This is a genomic window from Streptomyces sp. NBC_00287, assembly GCF_036173105.1.
GTDB lineage: Bacteria > Actinomycetota > Actinomycetes > Streptomycetales > Streptomycetaceae > Streptomyces.
In genome coordinates this window covers 7,767,428-7,787,463 of the sequence record NZ_CP108053.1, presented here as the reverse complement: position 1 = coordinate 7,787,463, position 20,036 = coordinate 7,767,428, and the positions used below count along the sequence as shown (strand labels likewise).

Annotated in this window: 14 protein-coding genes; 9 read left to right on the top strand and 5 right to left on the bottom strand. The window is 70.3% G+C overall.

The genetic code is table 11. The features are described from left to right. The first annotated feature begins 200 nt into the window (after window positions 1–200). From OHT76_RS35320 to OHT76_RS35295, 6 genes are all read left to right on the top strand, one after another. Window positions 201–1,172 (top strand): 2-dehydropantoate 2-reductase, encoded by a 972-nt coding sequence (locus OHT76_RS35320; protein WP_328874924.1) that lies wholly within the window; start codon window positions 201–203, stop codon window positions 1,170–1,172. After that, window positions 1,169–3,088, top strand: a complete 1,920-nt coding sequence (locus tag OHT76_RS35315; protein WP_328874923.1) for a molybdopterin oxidoreductase family protein — start codon at window positions 1,169–1,171, stop codon at window positions 3,086–3,088. The genes OHT76_RS35320 and OHT76_RS35315 overlap by 4 nt, the downstream gene beginning before the upstream one ends. A 5-nt stretch (window positions 3,089–3,093) precedes the next feature. Next, on the top strand, window positions 3,094–4,911 hold the full coding sequence (locus OHT76_RS35310; protein ID WP_328874922.1) for an NADH-ubiquinone oxidoreductase-F iron-sulfur binding region domain-containing protein: 1,818 nt from the start codon (window positions 3,094–3,096) through the stop codon (window positions 4,909–4,911). Then, the gene (locus OHT76_RS35305) at window positions 4,908–5,768 is read left to right on the top strand and encodes a 2Fe-2S iron-sulfur cluster-binding protein (protein ID WP_328874921.1); all 861 of its coding nucleotides are present in this window, start codon (window positions 4,908–4,910) and stop codon (window positions 5,766–5,768) included. Before OHT76_RS35310 ends, OHT76_RS35305 begins: the two co-directional genes overlap by 4 nt. Window positions 5,769–5,785: 17 nt before the next feature. Further along, window positions 5,786–6,634, top strand: a complete 849-nt coding sequence (fdhD, locus tag OHT76_RS35300) for a formate dehydrogenase accessory sulfurtransferase FdhD (protein WP_328874920.1) — start codon at window positions 5,786–5,788, stop codon at window positions 6,632–6,634. 352 nt (window positions 6,635–6,986) lie between these two features. Then, entirely contained in the window at window positions 6,987–8,210 is a 1,224-nt protein-coding gene (locus OHT76_RS35295; RefSeq protein WP_328874919.1) for a DUF4185 domain-containing protein, read from the top strand. On the opposite strand, the gene OHT76_RS35290 is transcribed toward OHT76_RS35295, so the two are convergent. After that, the gene (locus OHT76_RS35290; protein ID WP_328874918.1) at window positions 8,146–9,159 is read right to left on the bottom strand and encodes a bile acid:sodium symporter family protein; all 1,014 of its coding nucleotides are present in this window, start codon (window positions 9,157–9,159) and stop codon (window positions 8,146–8,148) included. The genes OHT76_RS35295 and OHT76_RS35290 overlap by 65 nt on opposite strands. 162 nt (window positions 9,160–9,321) lie before the next feature. On the opposite strand from OHT76_RS35290, the gene OHT76_RS35285 reads away from it, so the two are divergent. Then, entirely contained in the window at window positions 9,322–10,185 is an 864-nt protein-coding gene (locus OHT76_RS35285) for a LysR substrate-binding domain-containing protein (protein WP_328874917.1), read from the top strand. Window positions 10,186–10,394: 209 nt separating this feature from the next. Next, window positions 10,395–12,221, top strand: a complete 1,827-nt coding sequence (locus tag OHT76_RS35280; protein ID WP_328874916.1) for an AMP-dependent synthetase/ligase — start codon at window positions 10,395–10,397, stop codon at window positions 12,219–12,221. A 12-nt stretch (window positions 12,222–12,233) separates the two neighbouring features. Here the strand turns inward: OHT76_RS35280 and OHT76_RS35275 are convergent, their stop codons facing one another. Together OHT76_RS35275 and OHT76_RS35270 are read right to left on the bottom strand one after the other, a co-directional pair. After that, window positions 12,234–13,895, bottom strand: a complete 1,662-nt coding sequence (locus OHT76_RS35275) for a glycosyl hydrolase family 8 (RefSeq protein WP_443049874.1) — start codon at window positions 13,893–13,895, stop codon at window positions 12,234–12,236. Between the two features lie 82 nt (window positions 13,896–13,977). Next, window positions 13,978–14,757: a Tat pathway signal sequence domain protein gene (locus OHT76_RS35270; protein ID WP_328874915.1), complete on the bottom strand. Its 780-nt coding sequence runs from the start codon at window positions 14,755–14,757 to the stop codon at window positions 13,978–13,980. A 243-nt stretch (window positions 14,758–15,000) separates the two neighbouring features. Between OHT76_RS35270 and OHT76_RS35265 the strand changes: the two genes are divergently transcribed. Further along, window positions 15,001–15,837: an aldo/keto reductase gene (locus OHT76_RS35265; protein ID WP_328874914.1), complete on the top strand. Its 837-nt coding sequence runs from the start codon at window positions 15,001–15,003 to the stop codon at window positions 15,835–15,837. A gap of 59 nt (window positions 15,838–15,896) precedes the next feature. On the opposite strand, the gene OHT76_RS35260 is transcribed toward OHT76_RS35265, so the two are convergent. Both OHT76_RS35260 and OHT76_RS35255 read right to left on the bottom strand, forming a co-directional pair. Beyond that, window positions 15,897–16,598, bottom strand: coding sequence for an SDR family oxidoreductase (locus OHT76_RS35260; protein WP_328874913.1), 702 nt, complete (start codon window positions 16,596–16,598; stop codon window positions 15,897–15,899). Between the two features lie 55 nt (window positions 16,599–16,653). Beyond that, entirely contained in the window at window positions 16,654–19,956 is a 3,303-nt protein-coding gene (locus tag OHT76_RS35255) for an nSTAND1 domain-containing NTPase (RefSeq protein WP_328874912.1), read from the bottom strand. Window positions 19,957–20,036: the final 80 nt, after the last annotated feature.

The following is a 20,036-nucleotide window of genomic DNA, read 5'->3' as shown; positions in this document are numbered from 1 at the left end:
TGAGAAGCCGACGCGTCGACCGTATGCGATGAGCGGTATCCAATGCGCGACGAACGGTCGAACCGACCGGTTTCCAGCGCCGCTTCCCGTGCGCGAACCCTTGCCCGCCCAACGGGCATACTGTAGACAATATTTCGTCGACAGAGTTTCGGCAGTGCCCCGTCTCCGCGGTATCCCTCGACCGAACGGAGCTCCCCCGTATGAAAGTCGCAGTCCTCGGCGCCGGTGCGATCGGCGCCTATGTCGGTGCCGCGCTCCACCGCGCGGGTGCCGATGTGCATCTCGTCGCCCGTGGACCGCATCTCGCGGCCATGAGGCAGCACGGCGTGCGGGTGGTCAGCCCGCGCGGTGACTTCACCGCCCGCGCCCATGCCACCGACGATCCGGCCGAAGTCGGCCCGGTCGACTATGTGTTCCTGGGCCTGAAGGCCAACTCGTACGCGGCGTGCGGGCCGCTGATCGAGCCCCTGCTCCATGACTCCACGGCGGTGATCGCCGCCCAGAACGGCATCCCCTGGTGGTACTTCCACCGGCACGGCGGCCCCCACGACGGCCATCGCGTGGAGAGCGTCGACCCCGGTGGCGCGGTCAGTGCGGTGCTCGCGCCGGAGCGGGCGATCGGCTGTGTCGTCTACGCGGCCACCGAGCTCGAAGGACCGGGCGTCGTACGGCACTTGGAAGGCACCCGGTTCTCCATCGGCGAACCCGACCGCAGTGTCTCCAAGCGCTGTCTGGCGTTCAGCGAGGCCATGAAGGCCGGCGGCCTGAAGTGCCCGGTCGAGCCCGATCTGCGGGGCGACATCTGGGTCAAGCTGCTGGGCAATATCTCCTTCAACCCGATCAGCGCGCTGGCCCGCGCCACCATGCGGCAGATGTGTCTGCACGGCGGCACCCGCAAGGTGATCGAGACCATGATGGCCGAGACGCTCGCCGTCGCCGAGGCCCTCGGCTGCGAGGTCGGCGTCTCCATCGAGCGCCGGATGGCCGGAGCCGAGAAGGTCGGCGACCACCGCACCTCCACGCTCCAGGACCTGGAGCGCGGAAAGCCGCTCGAACTCGACGTACTCCTCGCGGCGGTCGTCGAGTTGGCGGAGATCACCGGCGTCCAGGTGCCCACCCTGCGCACCGTGCACGCCATCTCGGACCTGCTCGCCCTGAGGAGCGCCGCATGAGGAAACGCCAGCCGAAGACATACGCCCGGCTCACCCATCCGTTGATCAGGGACTCCCGCGACGAGCCCTTCCGGCAGGCGAGTTGGGAGGAGGCCCTGGAGCGGGCGGCCCGGGGGCTGGAACGCAACCGTGACGCCTTCGGAATGTTCTCCTGCGCCCGCGCCACGAATGAAATGAACTACGTCGCCCAGAAGTTCGCCCGCGTCGTCATGGGCACCAACAACGTCGACTCCTGCAACCGCACCTGCCACGCCCCGAGCGTGGCGGGCCTGTCGGCGGCCTTCGGCTCCGGCGGCGGGACCTCGTCGTACGAGGAGATCGAGCACACCGACGTCATCGTGATGTGGGGCTCCAACGCCCGCTTCGCGCACCCGATCTTCTTCCAGCATGTGCTGAAGGGGATCAGGAACGGCGCCCGGATGTACGCCGTCGACCCGCGCCGCACCTCCACCGCCGAGTGGGCGGAGAGCTGGATGGGGCTGAACGTCGGCACCGACATCCCGATGGCGCACGCGATCGGCCGCGAGATCATCCACGCGGGGCTCGCCAACGAGGCGTTCATCGAGCGGGCGACCAGCGGCTACGAGGAGTACCAGGCACTCGTCGAGCCCTGGACGCTGTCGCTCGCCGAGAAGGTGACGGGCGTACCCGCACAGGCCATTAAGGAGTTGGCTCACGCCTTCGCCCGCGCCGAGCGCGCCCAGCTGTGCTGGACCCTCGGCATCACCGAGCACCACAACGGCACCGACAATGTCCGCGCGCTGATCAACCTCTCCCTGCTGACCGGGCATGTGGGACGGTACGGCAGCGGGTTGCAGCCCCTGCGCGGGCAGAACAATGTCCAGGGCGGCGGCGACATGGGCGCGATCCCCAACCGCCTCCCCGGCTTCCAGGACCTTCTCGACCCGGGCTCCCGGCTCAAGTTCGAGTCGGCGTGGGACACCGTCATCCAGCCGCACTACGGGCTGACCCTGACGGAGATGTTCGAGGCGATGGAGGAGGGCACGCTCAAGGCCGTCTACTGCATCGGCGAGAACCCGGCGCAGTCGGAGGCCGACAGCGAGCAGGCGGTACGGCGCATGCGGGCCCTCGATTTCCTCGTCGTCCAGGACATCTTCCTGACCAAGACGGCCGAGCTGGCGGACGTCGTGCTGCCCGCGACCGCCGGCTGGGCCGAGACCGACGGCACAACGACCAACAGTGAGCGCCGGGTTCAGCGCGTACGCAGGGCGGTCACCCCGCCCGGCGAGGCCCGCGAGGACATCGACATCATCTGCGAGCTGGCGGCACGGCTCGGCCACGAGTGGAAGTACGCCGACGCCGAGGCCGTCTGGAACGAGCTCAGGTCGGTCTCGCCGGACCACTACGGGATGACGTACGAGCGCCTGGAGGAGCACCAGGGCATCCAGTGGCCGTGTCCGAGCACCGAAGAGCTCGAACCCACCTATCTGCACGGCAGGTTGTGGGATCCCGACCCCGCGAACAGGGGCCGCTTGGCGCCCTTCGGCCTGGTCCAGCACGATCCGCCGGTCGACCTCACCGACGAGGAGTACCCGGTCCGGCTCACCACCGGACGACGCCTCGACTCCTACAACACCGGTGTACAGAGCGGGAGTTTCGCCTCCCCGCTCCGGCGCGGCGAGTATGTCGAGCTGTGCCCGGAGGATGCCGAGCGGTACGGGGTCGTGGTGGGCGAGGAGGTCCAGGTGACCTCGCGCCGGGGTTCCGTGGTCGCGCCGGTGTGGATCGACACCGCCCTCAGGCCCGGGCTCGCCTTCATGACCATGCATTTTCCCGACGAGGTGGACACCAACCAGCTGACGATCGAGGCGAACTGCCCGATCGCGGGGACGGCGGAGTTCAAGGCGTCGGCGATCAGGATCGAGAAGCTCCCCGTCGCGACCATCGTGAGGTGACGTAAGTGGACTTGCACTTCGGCGACAGCAAGCCGACGGACGACGAACGGGCGGCCGTCGACGCCTTGTTGGGACCCCCCGAGTCCTCCTGGGAGGGCGCCGACCGTTCCGACGCCGACCTGAGGTGGGCGCGCGGCGGACGGGAGGCCCGGGACCGCAGGGACCTGCTGTTGCCGGGGCTGCACGCCCTCAACGACCGCATCGGCTGGATCAGCGACGGCGCCCTCGACTACCTGTGCCGGCGCCTCACGGTGCCGCCCGCGGAGGCGTACGGCGTCGCCACCTTCTACGCCATGTTCTCCGTCAAGCCACGACCGGCCACCGTCCTCCACATCTGCACCGACCTGGCCTGCGCGGCGGCGGGCGCGGCCGAGCTGTGCGCGGGCGTCGAGGCGAGCCTCGGCCCCGGCTTCCACGTCGAACGCAGCCCCTGCCTTGGCCTGTGCGAGCGCGCTCCGGCGGCCCTGGCGATCAAGGCGGGCGATCCGGTGCGTACTGCCGTGTCGGCGCCGACGACCGTGCACGCCGCCGTCCTCGCCGCGACCTCGCCCGACTCGGCGCCGGACGAGCCCCCGGCGGCGCTGGCGGTGCCCCAGGCGGGTTCGGGCGACCTGACGCTCCTCAAAAGGGTCGGCGTGGTCGACCCGTCCTCCCTCGACGACTACCGCGCCCACGGCGGCTACACCGCCCTGCGCCGGGCCTTCGAGCTCGGCCCGGCCGGCGTCATCCGCGAGGTGACCGACTCGGGCCTGGTCGGGCGTGGTGGCGCCGCCTTCCCCACCGGCCGCAAATGGCAGGCCACGGCGTCCCAGCCCGACCATCCGCACTACCTCGTCTGCAACGCCGACGAGTCCGAGCCGGGCACCTTCAAGGACCGCGTGATCATGGAGGGCGATCCGTACGCGCTGGTCGAGGCGATGACGATCGCGGCGTATGCGACGGGCGCGCACAAGGGCTATCTGTACCTGCGCGGCGAGTATCCGCGGGCGCTGCGGCGTCTGGAGCATGCACTGGTGCAAGCACGCGCGCGTGGGCTGCTCGGGGACGACATCCTCGGCCAGGGCTACGCCTTCGACATCGAGATCCGCAGGGGCGCGGGCGCGTACATCTGCGGTGAGGAGACAGCGCTCTTCAACTCCATCGAGGGCTACCGCGGCGAGCCGCGCTCCAAGCCGCCGTTCCCGGTGGAGAAGGGCCTGTTCGGCAAACCGACGGTGGAGAACAACGTAGAGACGCTGGTCAACGTCCTGCCGATCTTGACCATGGGCGCCCCGGCGTATGCGGCGATCGGCACCGCGAAGTCGACCGGGCCGAAGCTGTTCTGCGTGTCGGGGAGTGTGGAGCGGCCCGGGATCTACGAGCTGCCCTTCGGCGCCACGCTGGGCGAGCTGCTGGAGCTGGCCGGGGTACGCGACGGCCTACGGGCGGTCCTGCTGGGCGGCGCCGCGGGCGGCTTCGTACGGCCCGATGAAATGGACATCCCGCTCACCTTCGAAGGCACCCAGGAGGCGGGCACCACGCTCGGCTCGGGTGTGGTCATGGCCTTCGACGACACCGTGCCGCTGCCCCGGCTGCTGCTGCGCATCGCCGAGTTCTTCCGCGACGAGTCGTGCGGACAGTGCGTGCCGTGCCGGGTCGGGACCGTGCGCCAGGAGGAGGCGCTGCACCGGATCGCCGAGCGCACCGGCGCTGCGGCCGCCGATGACATCGCCCTGCTCAGGGAGGTCGGCCGCGCGATGCGGGACGCCTCGATCTGCGGTCTCGGACAGACCGCGTGGAACGCCGTGGAATCCGCCATCGACCGCCTGGGGGCGTACGAATGACCGTGACACCGCTGGGGATCCCCCGCCGACTGCTGGAGTTCACGATCGACGGGGAGCCGGTGCGGGCGCCCGAGGGCTCGACGATCCTCGACGCCTGCCGGGCCGCCGGGAAGGACGTCCCGACCCTGTGCGAAGGGGACACCCTGAGGCCGAAGAACGCCTGCCGCGTGTGTGTGGTGGAGGTCGAGGGGGCCCGGACACTGGTCCCGGCCTGCTCGCGGAAGGCCGAGCCGGGCATGGAGGTCCGTACCGACACCGAGCGGGCCCGGCACAGTCGGAAGGTCGTGCTGGAGCTGCTCGCCTCGTCGGTCGACTTGTCGACCACCCCCCAAGTCGCCGAGTGGATCAAGGAGTACGAGGCCAAGCCGGACCGCTTCGGCCCGGACGCGGCCCGGCTGAACGAGGAGCCGAAGGTCGACAACGATCTGTATGTGCGCGACTACGACAAGTGCATCCTCTGCTACAAGTGCGTGGACGCGTGTGGCGATCAGTGGCAGAACACCTTCGCGATCTCGGTGGCCGGGCGGGGCTTCGATGCGCGGATCGCGGTGGAGCACGATGCTCCGCTGACTGATTCCGCGTGTGTGTACTGCGGGAACTGCATCGAGGTGTGCCCGACGGGGGCCCTGTCCTTCAAGTCCGAGTTCGACATGCGGGCCGCGGGTACGTGGGACGAAACCCAGCAGACGGAGACGACCACGGTGTGCGCGTACTGCGGAGTGGGCTGCAACCTCACGCTTCACGTGCAGGACAATGAGATCGTGAAGGTCACCTCGCCGCACGACAACCCGGTGACCCACGGCAATCTGTGCATCAAGGGCCGCTTCGGCTACCAGCACGTCCAGAACCGGAACTGATCGGGGCTGATGGGGACATGGGACGAGTCACGGAACGACGCAAGGTGCTCCGCATCCGGGACGGAGCCGTCTCCACCCGACCGGACACGCTCGTCGCCGAGGAGCCTCTGGAGATCCGGCTGAACGGCAAGCCGCTCGCGATCACCATGCGGACGCCGGGGGACGACTTCGCGCTGGCCGCGGGGTTCCTGGTGAGCGAGGGGGTGCTTGCGGAGCAGGGGGATCTGCAGAACATCGTGTACTGCGCGGGGGCGACGGTGGATGGGTCCAACACGTACAACGTGGTGGACGTGAAGACCGCGCAGGGGGTGGTGATCCCGGACATCACCTTGGAGCGCAACGTGTATACGACGTCCTCCTGCGGCCTGTGCGGCAAGGCGAGCCTCGACGCCGTACGGACCACCGCGCGCTGGCCCATCGCCGACACTCCCCCGGTCCGCGTCGAACCCGAGCTGCTGGCGAGCCTCCCCGACCGGCTGCGCGCCGCCCAGCGGGTCTTCGACCGGACCGGGGGGCTGCATGCGGCGGCCCTGTTCACCGAGGAGGGGGAGCTGGTGGACATACGGGAGGACGTGGGGCGGCACAACGCGGTGGACAAGCTGGTGGGCCGGGCGCTCCAGGACGGTCGGCTGCCTCTCTCCCGGACGATCCTGCTGGTCTCGGGGCGAGCCTCCTTCGAGCTCGCGCAGAAGGCCGTGATGGCGGGGATTCCGGTGCTCGCGGCGGTCTCGGCGCCCTCGTCGCTGGCGGTGGACCTCGCGGCGGAGACGGGCCTGACCCTGGTGGGCTTCCTGCGGGGCAGCTCCATGAACGTGTACGCGGGCGAGGACCGCATCGCCCTGCGGACCGCGGCCGCCCAGGGCTGAACGGTTCCCCGCGAACACGACGGCGGGGGCCCCGAGCGGCGGGGAGCGCCCCCTGCGCTGCTTGGGGTCCCGCTGTTTCGTTTGATCACCCCGCAAGGCCTGCAGCCGGCTGTTTTATGGGTCGGTCGCCTACGGGCGCTTTGTGCCGGTGTCGAGAGACCGATCGTGCTCAGCCCTTCGGGCCTCCGCGCGTTCGGGCTCTCGACACCGGCGCGCCCTTCGGCTCCCTCCCGGCCGGTGGCCTGGGTGCAGGCTGGCTTGGTGGGCCTGTGCCGTCCGTTCGTGAGTCTCGCCTGGGCCTGTTTTGAGGCCCCATGGACCCGGTGCCGTCCTGCCACTAACGTCCCGTCGCGTGCCCGACTCCACACGCGCGCGACAGCGGACGGGAACGGGGCTCGGTCTGCTGCTGGCCCTGGTTCTCGGGGCCGTGCTGCTCACCGCCCTCCCGGAGGACGACCCCGGCTCCGGCGCCTGCGCACCCCGTACCCTTCGGGCCTGGTCCGCCGATGAGCGGCTCACCTCGGAGTTCGCCCGCTACGGCGACGACGCCTCCCGTACCGACGACTGGACCGGCGGCGACGGCACCCACTCGGTGCGGCTGCCGGACGGACGGGTGCTGTGGCTGTTCTCGGATACGTATCTGGGCCAGGTGTACGCCCCGCCCAATCCGGTCGGCGAGTCCTACGCCTGGCGGGACACCACGGCCCCGATGGTGCGCAATTCGGCGGTGGTCATGCGGGACGGGCGGTTGGAGAGCACCTTGCCCGCTCCCCTCTTTCCCGATCCGGCGCCTGGGCAGTGGCGCTGGCCGGTCGCGGCCCGTGTGGAGCCCCGCTCCCCCGGCTCCTCGGAGCAGGTGCTGCGGGTGCTGTTGTGGGTGCGGACGAGCGGCCAGGCGCCGTGGATCTACGGCGTCCCGACGGCCACGGAGGTCGCCACCCTCTCCCTGCCCGATCTGCGCGTCGAGTCGGTGGACAAGGTGTTCGACCAGCAGCTCGTCACCGATCCGTCCCGGCGGGTGCTGTTCGGCACGACGCTGGTGGAGGAGGACGGCTTCACGTACGTCTTCGGCGGCGACGACCGCCGGGCCGCCTCCCGTCCGGCCTCCCACGCGTACGTGGCCCGGGTGCCCGAGGGCGGGCTCGCCGATCCGGGCGCCTGGGAGTACTGGGACGGGGAGGAGTGGGCGGCGGGGGTTCGCCCGCGCGCGGTGCTGGGGGACGAGCAGCGCACGGGGGTGGGCAGTACCTTCTCGGTGGTGCGCGACGGGGGGACGTATGTGCTCTTCACCATGGCGGCGGGTGCGGACGGGCTCACAAAAGTGACCTCCTACTGGGCCTGTTCGGCTACCGGCCCCTGGCACGGGCCAGCCAAGGACTTCAGCCCCTCGCTGCCCGAGGGGCAGGTGGCCGCTTACAACCCGCAGACCCATCCCGAACTGAGCGAGGACGGGCGGCTGGTGCTCAGTTACGACGTCAACTGGCTGGAGACCAACGGCGCCGCGGCAAACCTCAGCCGGAACGTGTCCCTGTACCGACCGCGGTTCGTGACTCTGCGGCTGGCGCCCGGGGGGTGACTTCCTCGACGGGATCGTGCGAGCGCCGCTTGGCGATCACCGCGCACACCATGAGCTGCATCTGGTGGAAGAGCATCAGCGGCAGCACGGCCAATGAGGCTTGGGCGCCGAACAGGACGCTGGCCATGGGAAGTCCGGCGGCGAGGGACTTCTTGGAGCCGGCGAACTGGATGGCGATCCGGTCCCCTCGGTTGAAGCGCAGCGCCTTGGCGCCGTACCAGGTCAGGGAGAGCATCACGGCGAGCAGCACGGCCTCTACGGCGAGCAGTCCGCCCAGCCGGGCGGGACTGACCTGGTTCCAGACGCCCTGGACCATGCCCTCGCTGAACGCCGTGTAGACGACGAGGAGGATCGAGCCGCGGTCCACCAGGCCGAGGATCTTCTTGTGGCGGGCTATGAAGCCGCCTACCCAGCGGCGCAGCATCTGCCCGGCGAGGAAGGGCACCAGCAGTTGCAGCACGATGTTCAGCAGGGAGTCGGCGGAGAAGCCGCCGCCGGTGCCGCCGAGCAGGCCGGCCGCCAGCAGGGGGGTGGCGACGATGCCGACCAGGGAGGAGAAGGAGCCCGCGCAGATCGCGGCGGGCACATTGCCGCGGGCGATCGAGGTGAACGCGATCGACGACTGCACGGTCGAGGGCACCAGGGTGAGGAAGAGCAGGCCCTGGTAGAGGGGGTCGGTGAGGATCACCGGGACCAGGCCTCGGGCCGCCAGGCCCAGCAGCGGGAAGACGAGGAAGGTACAGGCCAGGATCGCGATGTGGAGGCGCCAGTGGCGCAGCCCGTCCAGCGCCTCTCGGGTGGAGAGGCGGGCGCCGTAGAGGAAGAAGAGGAGGGCGATGGCGGCCGTGGAGGCGCCGGAGGCCACCTCGGCGCCGGTCCCGCGCACCGGTAGCAGTGCGGCGATGCCGACCGTCCCGAGGAGCAGGAGGATGTACGGGTCGATCGGCATCCAACGCGGCCATCGCAGGCGTTTCACTGTGCTCCACTACTTCGCTGTACGTCCGGTTCCGGGGGCACGGTCGTGCCCTCTCCATCGTCCTCCGCGGCCGTCTGATCGGGAATCCGGCATACCACTCTGACTGTCATCACGTTCCGCGATAGGCTGGGCGTCGTGTACGACCCTTCCCAGCTGCGTACCTTCCTGGCCGTCGCCCAGACCCTGAGCTTCACCCAGGCCGCCAAGCGGCTCGGTCTTCGGCAGTCGACGGTCAGCCAGCATGTACGGCGCCTGGAGGACGCGACGGGTCGGCAGCTCTTCGCCCGGGACACCCACTCCGTGGAGCTCACCGAGGACGGCGAGGCGATGCTCGGCTTCGCCCGCCGGATCCTGGAGGTCCACGAGCAGGCATCGGCCTTCTTCACCGGGACCCGGCTGCGGGGGCGGCTGCGCTTCGGCGCGTCGGAGGACTTCGTCCTGACCCGGCTGCCGGAGATCCTGGAGGGCTTCCGGTACGAGCACCCGGAGGTCGATCTGGAGCTGACGGTCGAGCTCTCGGGCACCCTGCACGAGCAGCTCGCCGCCGGGAAACTGGACTTGGTCCTCGCCAAGCGCCGTCCGGAGGATGCGCGGGGCGAGCTGGTCTGGCACGACCGGCTGGTGTGGATCGGCGCGGAGCGGCTGCGCCTGGACCCCGAACGCCCGGTTCCGCTGATCGTCTTCCCGCCGCCGGGCATCACCCGCGCCCTCGCCCTGGAGGCCCTGGAGCGCCAGGGGCGCGAGTGGCGGATCGTCTGCACCAGCGGCAGCCTCAACGGGCTGATCGCGGCGGCCCGGGCGGGGCTGGGTGTCATGGCGCACTCGCGGGGGCTGATCCCTCCGGGGCTGGTGCGGATGCCGGAGCGGTCGGGGTTGCCGGAGCTCGGGCGGGTGGACTTCGTACTGGTTCACGGTCAGCGGCGTACGGCCGCGCAGGGGGCCGCGGAGGCGTTGGCGGCGGCGATTCTCGCGGGCGGGGAGCGGCTGCACCGCCGCTAGCCGGTCGTACAGATTCGGTGGAGATTTACGGCGCCGAAACTTACTCAACCGTCGGTTTTCTGTCCGACCCTTCCCCATGTGAGGGCATTTTCTGTGACTGACCAGTGACTACCTGAGCCCCGTCCGGTTCTCCACCCCCTCCCGCCGTGCCGAAGGGTGGGGTACTTTCACGGCCTGCGCGGGGCGTCAAAAGAAGCGGGGAGCGGGGTTTGCGCGAGTACACCAACCCTCCGTTGGCGTTGGCACCGCCGGTGGGCGGACTGGCCGACGTGGTGTTCCAGCGTGCCCAGGAGAACCCGGCGCATGTGGCCCTCGGCCGCAAGGACGAGGCGGGCCGCTGGCGGGACGTGACCTCCGCCGAGTTCCGCGACGAGGTGCTCGCCCTCGCCAAGGGCCTGCTCGCCCGGGGCATCCGCTTCGGCGACCGCGTCGCGATCATGTCCCCCACTCGCTACGAGTGGACGCTCTTCGACTACGCCCTGTGGACCGTCGGCGCCCAGGTGGTACCGGTCTATCCGACCTCCTCGGCCGAGCAGTGCTTCTGGATGCTGTACGACGCCGAGGTCACGGCGGCGATCGTCGAGCACGAGGACCACGCGATGACCATCGCCACGGTCATCGACCGGCTGCCGCAACTGCGCGAGCTGTGGCAGCTGGACGCGGGCTGCGTCCAGGAGCTGTACGACGCCGGCGCCCACCTCGACGACGAGGTGGTGCACCGGCACCGCCAGGCGGTCACCCCCGACTCGGTCGCGACCATCATCTACACCTCAGGCACCACCGGCCGCCCCAAGGGCTGTGTCATCACGCACGGCAACTTCATGTACGAGGCGGACACGGTCATCGAGCGCTGGGAGCCCGTGTTCCACTCGAAGAAGGGCGACGAGGCGGCGACCCTGCTCTTCCTGCCGCTCGCGCATGTCTTCGGCCGGATGGTGCAGGTCGCCGCGATCCGCGGGGGCGTCCGCTTCGGCCACCAGCCGCAGATGAACGCCGCCGCCCTGCTGCCCGACCTCGCCGCGTTCAAGCCGACCTTCTTCCTCGCCGTGCCGTACATCTTCGAGAAGGTCTTCAACGCCGCCCGCCGCAAGGCCGAGAAGGAGGGCCGGTCCGGCGCCTTCGAGAAGGCCGTCGAGGTCGCCGTGAAGTACGCGGACGCCATGGAGGCCAAGGCCTGGGGGATCGGGCCCGGCCCTTCGGCCGGTCTGCGCCTGCAGCACCAGCTCTTCGACAAACTCGTCTACGGCAAGATGCGCGCCGCGATGGGCGGCCGCATCCGGCACGCGATGTCCGGCGGCTCGGCGATGGACCGCCGGCTCGGCCTGTTCTTCGCGGGCGCGGGCGTGCACATCTACGAGGGCTACGGCCTGACCGAGTCCACGGCGGCCGCCACCGCCAACCCGCCCGAGCGCACCCGCTACGGCTCGGTCGGGCAGCCGATTCCCGGGATGACCGTGCACATCGCGGACGACGGGGAGATCTGGCTCAACGGCGGCAACATCTTCCAGGGCTACCTCAACAACCCGAAGGCCACCGACGAGACCCTGCACGACGGCTGGCTGGCCACCGGCGACCTCGGTTCGCTGGACGAGGACGGCTATCTCACCATCACCGGGCGCAAGAAGGAGATCCTGGTGACCTCGGGCGGCAAGAGCGTCTCGCCCGGGGTGCTGGAGGAGCGGGTCCGGGACCATCCGCTGGTCGCGCAGTGCATCGTGGTCGGCAATGACCGCCCCTACATCGCGGCCCTGGTCACCCTCGACCAGGAGGCCGTGGAGCACTGGCTGAACATGCGGGACAAACCGCAGCTGCCCCCGGCCCAGCTGGTGCGCGACGCCGACCTGGAGACGGAGGTGCGGCGGGCGGTGGTCGCCGCGAACACCCTCGTCTCACAGGCCGAGTCGATCCGTACCTTCCGTATCCTCGCCCAGCCCTTCACCGAGGAGCACGGCCTGCTGACGCCGTCGCTCAAGCTGAAGCGCAAGGCGATCGAGAACGCCTACTCCGGTGAGGTGGAGGCGCTGTACCGGGCCTGACGGCCGGTCGGCTCAGGGGACCCAGTAGTTCCCGGAGGCGACGATCATCGACTGGAGCTGGATGCTGCCGCCGTAGTAGGTGGACGTGTTGATGGGCGTGCTCGTCATCTTGTTCCACAGCGCGTCCAGCCAGGCCTGGGAGCCGGGGTCGGTGAGCGCGGCGACGGCGAAGGGCGCGGTGAACGCCATGTCGTTGCCGCTGTCGAACGCCGATCCGTTCAGGTGGTAGCCGGTGACGATGTTGTCGGGGTTGCCGCCCGTCTTCGCCTTGATCCAGGAGTTGAGCTTGCGGGCGGAGGCGAGGGAGGCGGAGTCGCCGCTGGTGACGGCGTCGGTGCCGATGCGCCAGGGGTCACGGCAGGCGTTCCAGCCGTAGTCACCGTCGTTGGGGCTCTCCAGGACCTGTCCGTCGGCCGGCCTCGGGCTGGTGTGGGTATTGACCACGAAGTCGGCCAACAGGCCCGTGCCGGAAGCGTAGTTGGCCTGCTGTGCGGTGATCAGGTTCTGGTGGGCGGTGCGGATGGTGTCCCAGGCGCTGTCGCCGGTGGCCCGCTTGAAGGCGCGGAAGTGGTCGATCATCCAGTCCGAGGAGCGGCTGATGTAGAAGTACTGGTCGCCGGAGGAGGACCAGTCGCCGAGCTTCATCAGATGCGTGCTCGGGTTCACTTCGTCGGCCTTGATGGCGTTGATGTGCCGCACGGCAAGGTTCTTGTAGTCGTACGTCCCCGCGCTCCCCCACTGCTTGTCGGCGAGCAGCAATCCGTACGCCACGTCCAGGTCGCCGTCGGTGGCCGAGTCCGAGCCGTTGACGCTGCGGCAGGAGGTGTCCTGTTCGGCGGCGAGCAGGTCGGGGTTGTGCACGGACGGGTGGGCGAGCATGTACTTGACCAGTCCGTCGAAGATCTTCTTCGCGTCCGGGTCGGCGCCCGCCATCAGCGCGGTGACGACCATGCCGTAGCCCTGGGCCTCGGCGACGTAGGGGTGGTCGGCGTCCGGGGAGATCACCTGGTACCAGCCGTTGCCGCAGTTCTGCCGTACGAACGCCGACTTCCAGGCGTTGTACTTGCTGATCACGGCTTGGTCGAGGGTGGCTTGGGCGCCGCTCGGCTTCAAAGTGCCGGACTTGTAGGGGAATTGGTGGCTGCCGAAGGGGACGGCCGGTCCATCCGTGGACGGAGTGGCGAGGGTGAGCCGGTCGAGGTTGGGTCCACCGCTCGCGGACGTCGCGGTGGCGCGGACCTTGTTGCTGCCCGCGTTCAGGGTGACGTCGACGGTTCTGGTCGCCCAGGTGGCCCAGTTCGTGGTGGGTGTGAAGGAGACGCCGGGGGCGACGACGGTGCCGTTCACCACGATGTCCATCGGGCGGGCGGCGGCGGTGCCGTTGGCGTAGCGGAAGGTGAGAGCGGTCCGGCCGGATGTCGCCGCGTCGACCGTGAACTCCACATAGGAACCGGTGACGTTGGTGTAGTCGACGAAGCCGGAGCCGGTGTAGCCCGCGTGGTTGGACGCCACCGCGGCCTGGGACAGCGTTGCGTGCTCGGCCTGGTACTCGAGGGCCGTGCCGTCGGCACGGGAGGTCGGGGCGGTGGTGACGAGCAAGGAGAGCAGCAGACCGCACAGGGCGGTGAGGAGCACGCCGGGGCGTGGGCGGCTTGCCGGTGCGAAGGGGTGCACGGGGCCTCCGAGAGGGGTGAGTGGATGTTAGGAAAGTTTCCTAACTTTCAACGGCAGGAAGATACTCGAACTCCAGGGCGGATCACACGAGTTGGTAGCCCCGGAAGTTGCTCAGCAGCAGATGGCAGTCCTGGAGTGAGCCCGAAGTGTCGCCGAGGGAGCGGTAGATGCCCCACTTGGGCCGGACCCGGTCGGCCAGGAACGTGTCCACTCCGGTCCTGGCTTTGTCGATCACCGTGGTGCCGCCGTTGCGCAGGATCCAGCGCACCGACCCGGACGTACCGTCGCCGATCTTGATCTGGAAGTCGACGTCGGTCCAGGTGTTGTGCAGCGGGGCGAGCGCGGTGCGCCCGACGACGATGTTCGCGAGGTGCAGCTTGAGTTCGATGGTCTGGACGCCGTCGACCCGGCGCAGCGACTGCACCACGATCGGCTGGGTGCCGGTGCCGGGCTGCTTCATCTGCATGATGTGCGTGAAGCTGGTGGTGGCCTTCAGCGAGCTCGGGATGTACATCGAGTAGGTGATCCGCCAGGTCTGCCCCGGCAGCCAGCGCAGATAGCTGCTCGACGAGGTGCGCAGGCCGGTGACCTCGTGGCGCTGGCGGTCGGTCGAGGTGTCCCGGTCCACCGTGTGCATGGTGAACCGCCAGTTGTTGCCCTCGGTGCGGATGTGCGGCCGGCCCTCGGGGTGCGAGTCGGCGCGGTCGTCCTCGACGGTCTCGAAGGCGCCGAGCCCTGCGCTGGTCGACGGCGACCACTTCAGCTGCCAGGAGGCCGCTTGGGCCGGAGTGGCGGGCAGTCCGACTGCGGCGGCGGCACCGCCGAGTGTCGCGCCCAGCAGGGTTCTGCGAGTGGGGTTCATGGCTGCTCCCTCAATGCGGTCAGGTCGTTCACATGAGTGCACGACGTTCACCATCACGTCCGATGGCGCGCTATGAGGGTCGCGGCATGACGGGTCACGGTCAATGGTCCGGACCGAAGCGGCAGGGTCCGTTTCCGGCCAATCCCGGACCGCGCACGGATTCCGTGATCAGGAATGCATCCGGGCCCGTGATCGTTGACGATGGGAGTACCACCTGACGACAACCGTAAGGATCAAGAGCTCGTGAGCAGCAAGGTCCCCCCGATCATCCTCAACAACGGCGTCGAGATGCCCCAGCTGGGCTTCGGCGTCTGGCAGGTGCCGGACGACGAGGCGGAGCAGGCGGTCAGCACGGCTCTGGAGGCCGGGTACCGCAGCATCGACACAGCGGCGATCTACGGCAATGAGGAGGGCACCGGCAAGGCCATCGCCACCTCCGGCATCCCGCGCGAGGACGTCTTCGTCACCACCAAGCTGTGGAACGCCGACCAAGGGTACGACGCCACACTGCGTGCCTTCGACGTGTCGCTGGCCAAGCTCGGTCTTGACTACGTCGACCTGTACCTCATCCACTGGCCCCTTCCGTCCAAGGACAAGTACGTCGACAGCTACAAGGCGTTCGAGAAGCTGCTCGCCGACGGCCGCGTCAAGGCGATCGGCGTGTCCAACTTCCTGCCGGAGCACCTTGAGCGGCTGATCGGCGAGACGTCCGTCGTCCCGGCCGTCAACCAGATCGAGCTGCACCCGCATCTCCAGCAGCGCGTCTCCCGTGAGTTCCACGCGGAGCAGGGCATCGCGACCGAGGCCTGGTCGCCGCTGGGCCAGGGCAAGGGCCTGCTGGAGGTCCCGGCGATCGTGGCCATCGCCCAGAAGCACAACCGCACCCCGGCCCAGATCGTGCTGCGCTGGCACCTCCAGCTCGGCAATGTCGTGATCCCGAAGTCCGTCACGCCGTCCCGGATCCGGGAGAACATCGACGTGTTCGACTTCAGCCTGGACGACGAGGACCTGGCGGCGATCAGCGCGCTCAACGAGGACCGCCGGATCGGCCCGGACCCGGCGACGTTCGACATCGTCTGACGCAAGTCCTTTGACACGCCTTGCGCGGGCGGCCCGGCTCATCGGGCCGCCCGCGCACGTCAGTTGGGCTGCCCGATCGGCCGTACGACCACGGTGTTGATGTCGACTCCGTGCGGCTGGCGGATCGCCCAGACGATCGAGTCGGCGAGCTGGTCGGCGGTGAGCAGATGCCCGGGCGGCAGGCTTCCGTAGCTGTCCCAGAACGGCGTCTCCACCCGGCCCGGCGCGACCAGCGTGACGCCGACGCCCCACTCCGTCACCTCACGGCGGGTGTTCTCGGCGAGCCCGGTCACCGCCCACTTGGTCGCGCCGTAGATATTGCCCGCCGTGGGCACGAACCCGGCGACGCTGCCGACCAGCACGATCCGGCCCCGGGTCTCCTTCAGGGCGTCGATCGAGGCGCGGATGAGCAGCGCCGGGCCCAGGACGTTGGTCAGGACCATCTGGGTCCAGCCGGCCGGATCGCCCTCGGCGACCGAGTCATGGGTGGCGACACCGGCGTTGGCGACGACCGTGTCGATGCGCCCGAACTCCTTCAGCGTGGTCTCGACCGCGCCCTTGATCTGTTCGTAGTCCGAGGCGTCACCGACGATCGTCAACAGTCCCTCGGGATCCCCGAGTTCCTCGGCGAAGCCGCGCAGCCGGGACTCGCCACGGCCGGTGACGGCCACCCGGTGCCCGGCGTCCAGCAGCTGCCGCGCGACCGCGGCGCCGATACCGCTGCCGCCGCCGGTGATGAGCGCGACCGGAGAGTCGTTCATGGTTACCCCCTGTTGTTCGGTGAGGGGGAGTTCATCAGTTGGAGTGCTCTCCAAGTCAAGCCTCGTCGCAGGTCACGCGGTACGGCACGGAGGGAAGGTACCGGCGCCACTCCGCCTCGCTCGCCCCGCCCGCTGCCCGCGCACACACTTCGGCCGCGGCCCGCTCGGGCGCCAACGGGAGTGATCTGGAAGGGAGATGGGTGCTGGCGATACGCAACTCTCCGGAGGCGAAGCCGAGACCGACCGCCGGGCCGTCACCGGCCGGGAGCGTGGCCGCCTTCAGTGCGGGCGTGGCCGTCTCCCACACCTGCACGGATCCATCGGGCGCGCCGGCCGCGAGCAGCGAACCGTCGGCGGAGAACGCGAGGGCGGCACGGTGGACGGTGGAGGCCGCGGCCCGAAGGACGGCGACCCGGCGCCAGGTGCGCACGTCCCACAGAGTCAGCCGGCCCACGCTGTCCTCGGCGGCGAGATGGCGGCCGTCGGGGCTGAAGGCGGCGGAGCGCAGGAGATCCTCGCCGCTTACTCCTCCCTTGATGCGCTTGCCCGTTGCGGCATCGACCAGCGTTCCCTCCTCGGTGAGGGCCGTGCGCCCCGAGACGGCCAGGTTCTGACGGGTCCTTTCCCTTCCCGCCTCTGCGATCGTCCACGTACGGCCCGCCAGCCCGTGCAGCGAGGCGGTCCGTACGACGCTGGTGCGGCCGCCCTCCTGATAGCGCAGCACTCCGCCCGCGAGGTCGAGGCGGATGTCGCTGATCGCCGAGTTGTCGGGAGCGAGGGTGAGCAGCGGTTCCCGAGGGCCGCCGTCGGTGGGCGCCGGAAGATCCGTACGCCATACCGTGAGGCTGCCCGGCCCCCAGGCCAGGGCGTAGGCGCCCGCGAACTCCACTCGGTTGGCGCCGCCCGCGATCGGCAGCCGGGGGCGCTCGCGGTCGGCCTCGAAGTCCCAGGTGACGATCCCCTCCGAGGTGCCGGACGCCACGGCCCGTTGGTCGGCGGTGAAGGTGAGTTCGCCCTGGCACAGCGTCCGTTGGGTCGCGCCGGGCGCCTCGGCGGGCACGGGGCGCCGCTCGGCCACGTCGAGGATCCGCAGCCGTTCCCCGTCCTCGGCGCACCAGGCGAGGTGGCGGTCATCCGCGCTCAGCACCGGCAGGGCGCCGTCGTCGTCGCCCCGTTCGTTGCGCATGAGGATCCGCTCCCGGCGTACGTCCCACACCTCCAGGCTCGCCCGCCCGTCGGACGAGCCGTGATCGAGCCGCCGCAGGAGGAGCGTCCTGCCGCTGGGACCGAACGACATGTCGGTGTCGGTCCACGGGCCGGTCGGGAGGCGGCGTGTGCTGCCGTCCGTCAGACCGGCGACGATCAGGCCGTTCCGGCTGCCCGGGGTGCGGTAGGCGACCAGGCGGCCGTCGTCGCTGACGTCGACCACACCTTCGGACAGCCCTTCGAGCCGCACCGACCGCAGCCGCCGGTGGCCTGGCACGTCCCACTGAACGGCCTTGTCCCGCACGACCGTTGTCAGGATCCGGCCGTCACTGCTGAGCCACGCGGGGGCGTTGAGGGCGCGGCCGCCCTCCTCGGGCTGGACGAAGGCGTCCAGTTCGCTCTGGGCCGCGGCCGTGCGCAGGGCCGTGCGCGTCTCCGGCAGATCGGCGGTGTGCCAGGCGGCGAGGGCCAGGCGCATGGCGGTGCGCGGTTCGGTGGCGCGCAAGGTGTCCGCGAGCGCGGCGACCCGACGGGCCTCGGCCTCGTCCCGCTGCCGCGAGCTGACCCCGCTCTCCCGCCAGGCCGCCACACCGGCCGCCAACGCCAGACAGAGCAGCGCCGCGAGAGCACCGGTCAGCGCCCGCAGACGACGGGCCGCCCGGGCCGCCGAACGCCGGGCAGCCTCGTGGGCGGCGACACTGGCGCCGAGGAAGTCATGTTCCAGGCGGGTGAGTTCGGCAGCTCGGTCACCGAAGGTCTCCCTTGCCTCCGTCAGCCGTATCCCCCGATACAGCGCACCCGCGTCCCGCCCCAACTCGTCCCAGGCGTGGGCCGCTTCGGTGAGCCGTCGATGCAACCGCAGCCGTTCGCGGTCCTGCTCGACCCAGCCCCGCAGTCGGGGCCAGGCGCCGATCAGCGCCTCGTGGGCGAGTTCGACGGTGTCGCCGTCGACGGTCAACAGGCGGTCACGGACCAGGCGTTCGAGCACCTGCGTGGTCGTACCGTCGGCGTCCAGCTCGGTGCGGGACAGGGGCCGCCGAGTGTCCTCCGTGCCGTCGCCGGGCTGTACCAACCGCAGCAGCAGGGCTCGGGCCGCGGCGGCCTCGGCGGGGGTGCAGCGGGCGTAGGCCGCCTCGGCGGTATGTGCCACGGCGCCGTGCACTCCGCCGATGGCCTCGTAGGCGGCCAGGGTGAGGGCCTTGCCGGAGCGGCGGCGCCAGACCTCGCGCAGGGCGTGTGCCATCAGCGGCAGTCCGCCTGGCTCGCCGGTGACGTCGGCGACGATCCGGGCGGTCAGCGCACGTTCGACGACCAGCCGACGCGCGGCGGCGGGCCTGACCACGGCCTCGCGCAACCCGCGCGGCGACAACGGCCCGACCAGCAGCGCCGCCTCCCGCAGGGCCTCGGCGAGCGGACCGTGCTCGGCGCAGCGGCCGTAGAAGTCCGCGCGGACGGCGATCACCACACGCAACCGGGAGGCGGGGTCGGTGGCGGCGAGCAACTGCCCGAGGAAGCGGTCGCGTTCGCCGGGTTCGGTGCAGAGGGTGAAGAGCTCCTCGAACTGGTCGACGACGAGGAGGGTGTCACCGGATCCGTCGTGCGGGGTGAACAACTCCTCGTGGGTCTTGGCGGGATGGGGGCCGGGGGTCAGCAGCCGGATGACGGCGGGCCTCTCGCCGTCCGTACCGCGCAGGGCGGGGACGAGACCGGCCCGCAGCAGCGAGGACTTGCCGCTGCCCGACGCGCCCACGACGGCCGCGAAACGGGTACGGCCGGTGAGCCGGACGAGTTCGCCGATCAGGTCGTCCCGGCCGTGGAAGTGCTCGCCGTCACCGGTCTCGAAGCGGGCCAGACCCGGATAGGGACCGACGCCCTCGTCCGGCGCGTGTGTCTCGGCGACCGCCTCCCGCAACCGCCGCGCCCACTCCTCCGGATCACCGCCGCACGCGGTGACATACGCCGTGAGCACCGCAAGAGAGGGCAGCCGCTCCCCACCCGCCGCCGCGGCCAGGGTCGGCGCGGAGTAGCCCGCGCGCTCCGCCATTGCGCGGTAGGTCAGACCGCCCGTCTCGTCACGCAGCTTGCGCAGTTCGTAAGCGAACCGCTGGACCGGACCCGCCCCCGGGTCCAGCGGTTTCTCCCGGCGCCCCATTCACGTCTCCCCCCGTTCGCCCAACAAAGCTAACAACCGGCCCCCGGCGAATTGTTGGGCACCGCGGATCGGGGCTGCCC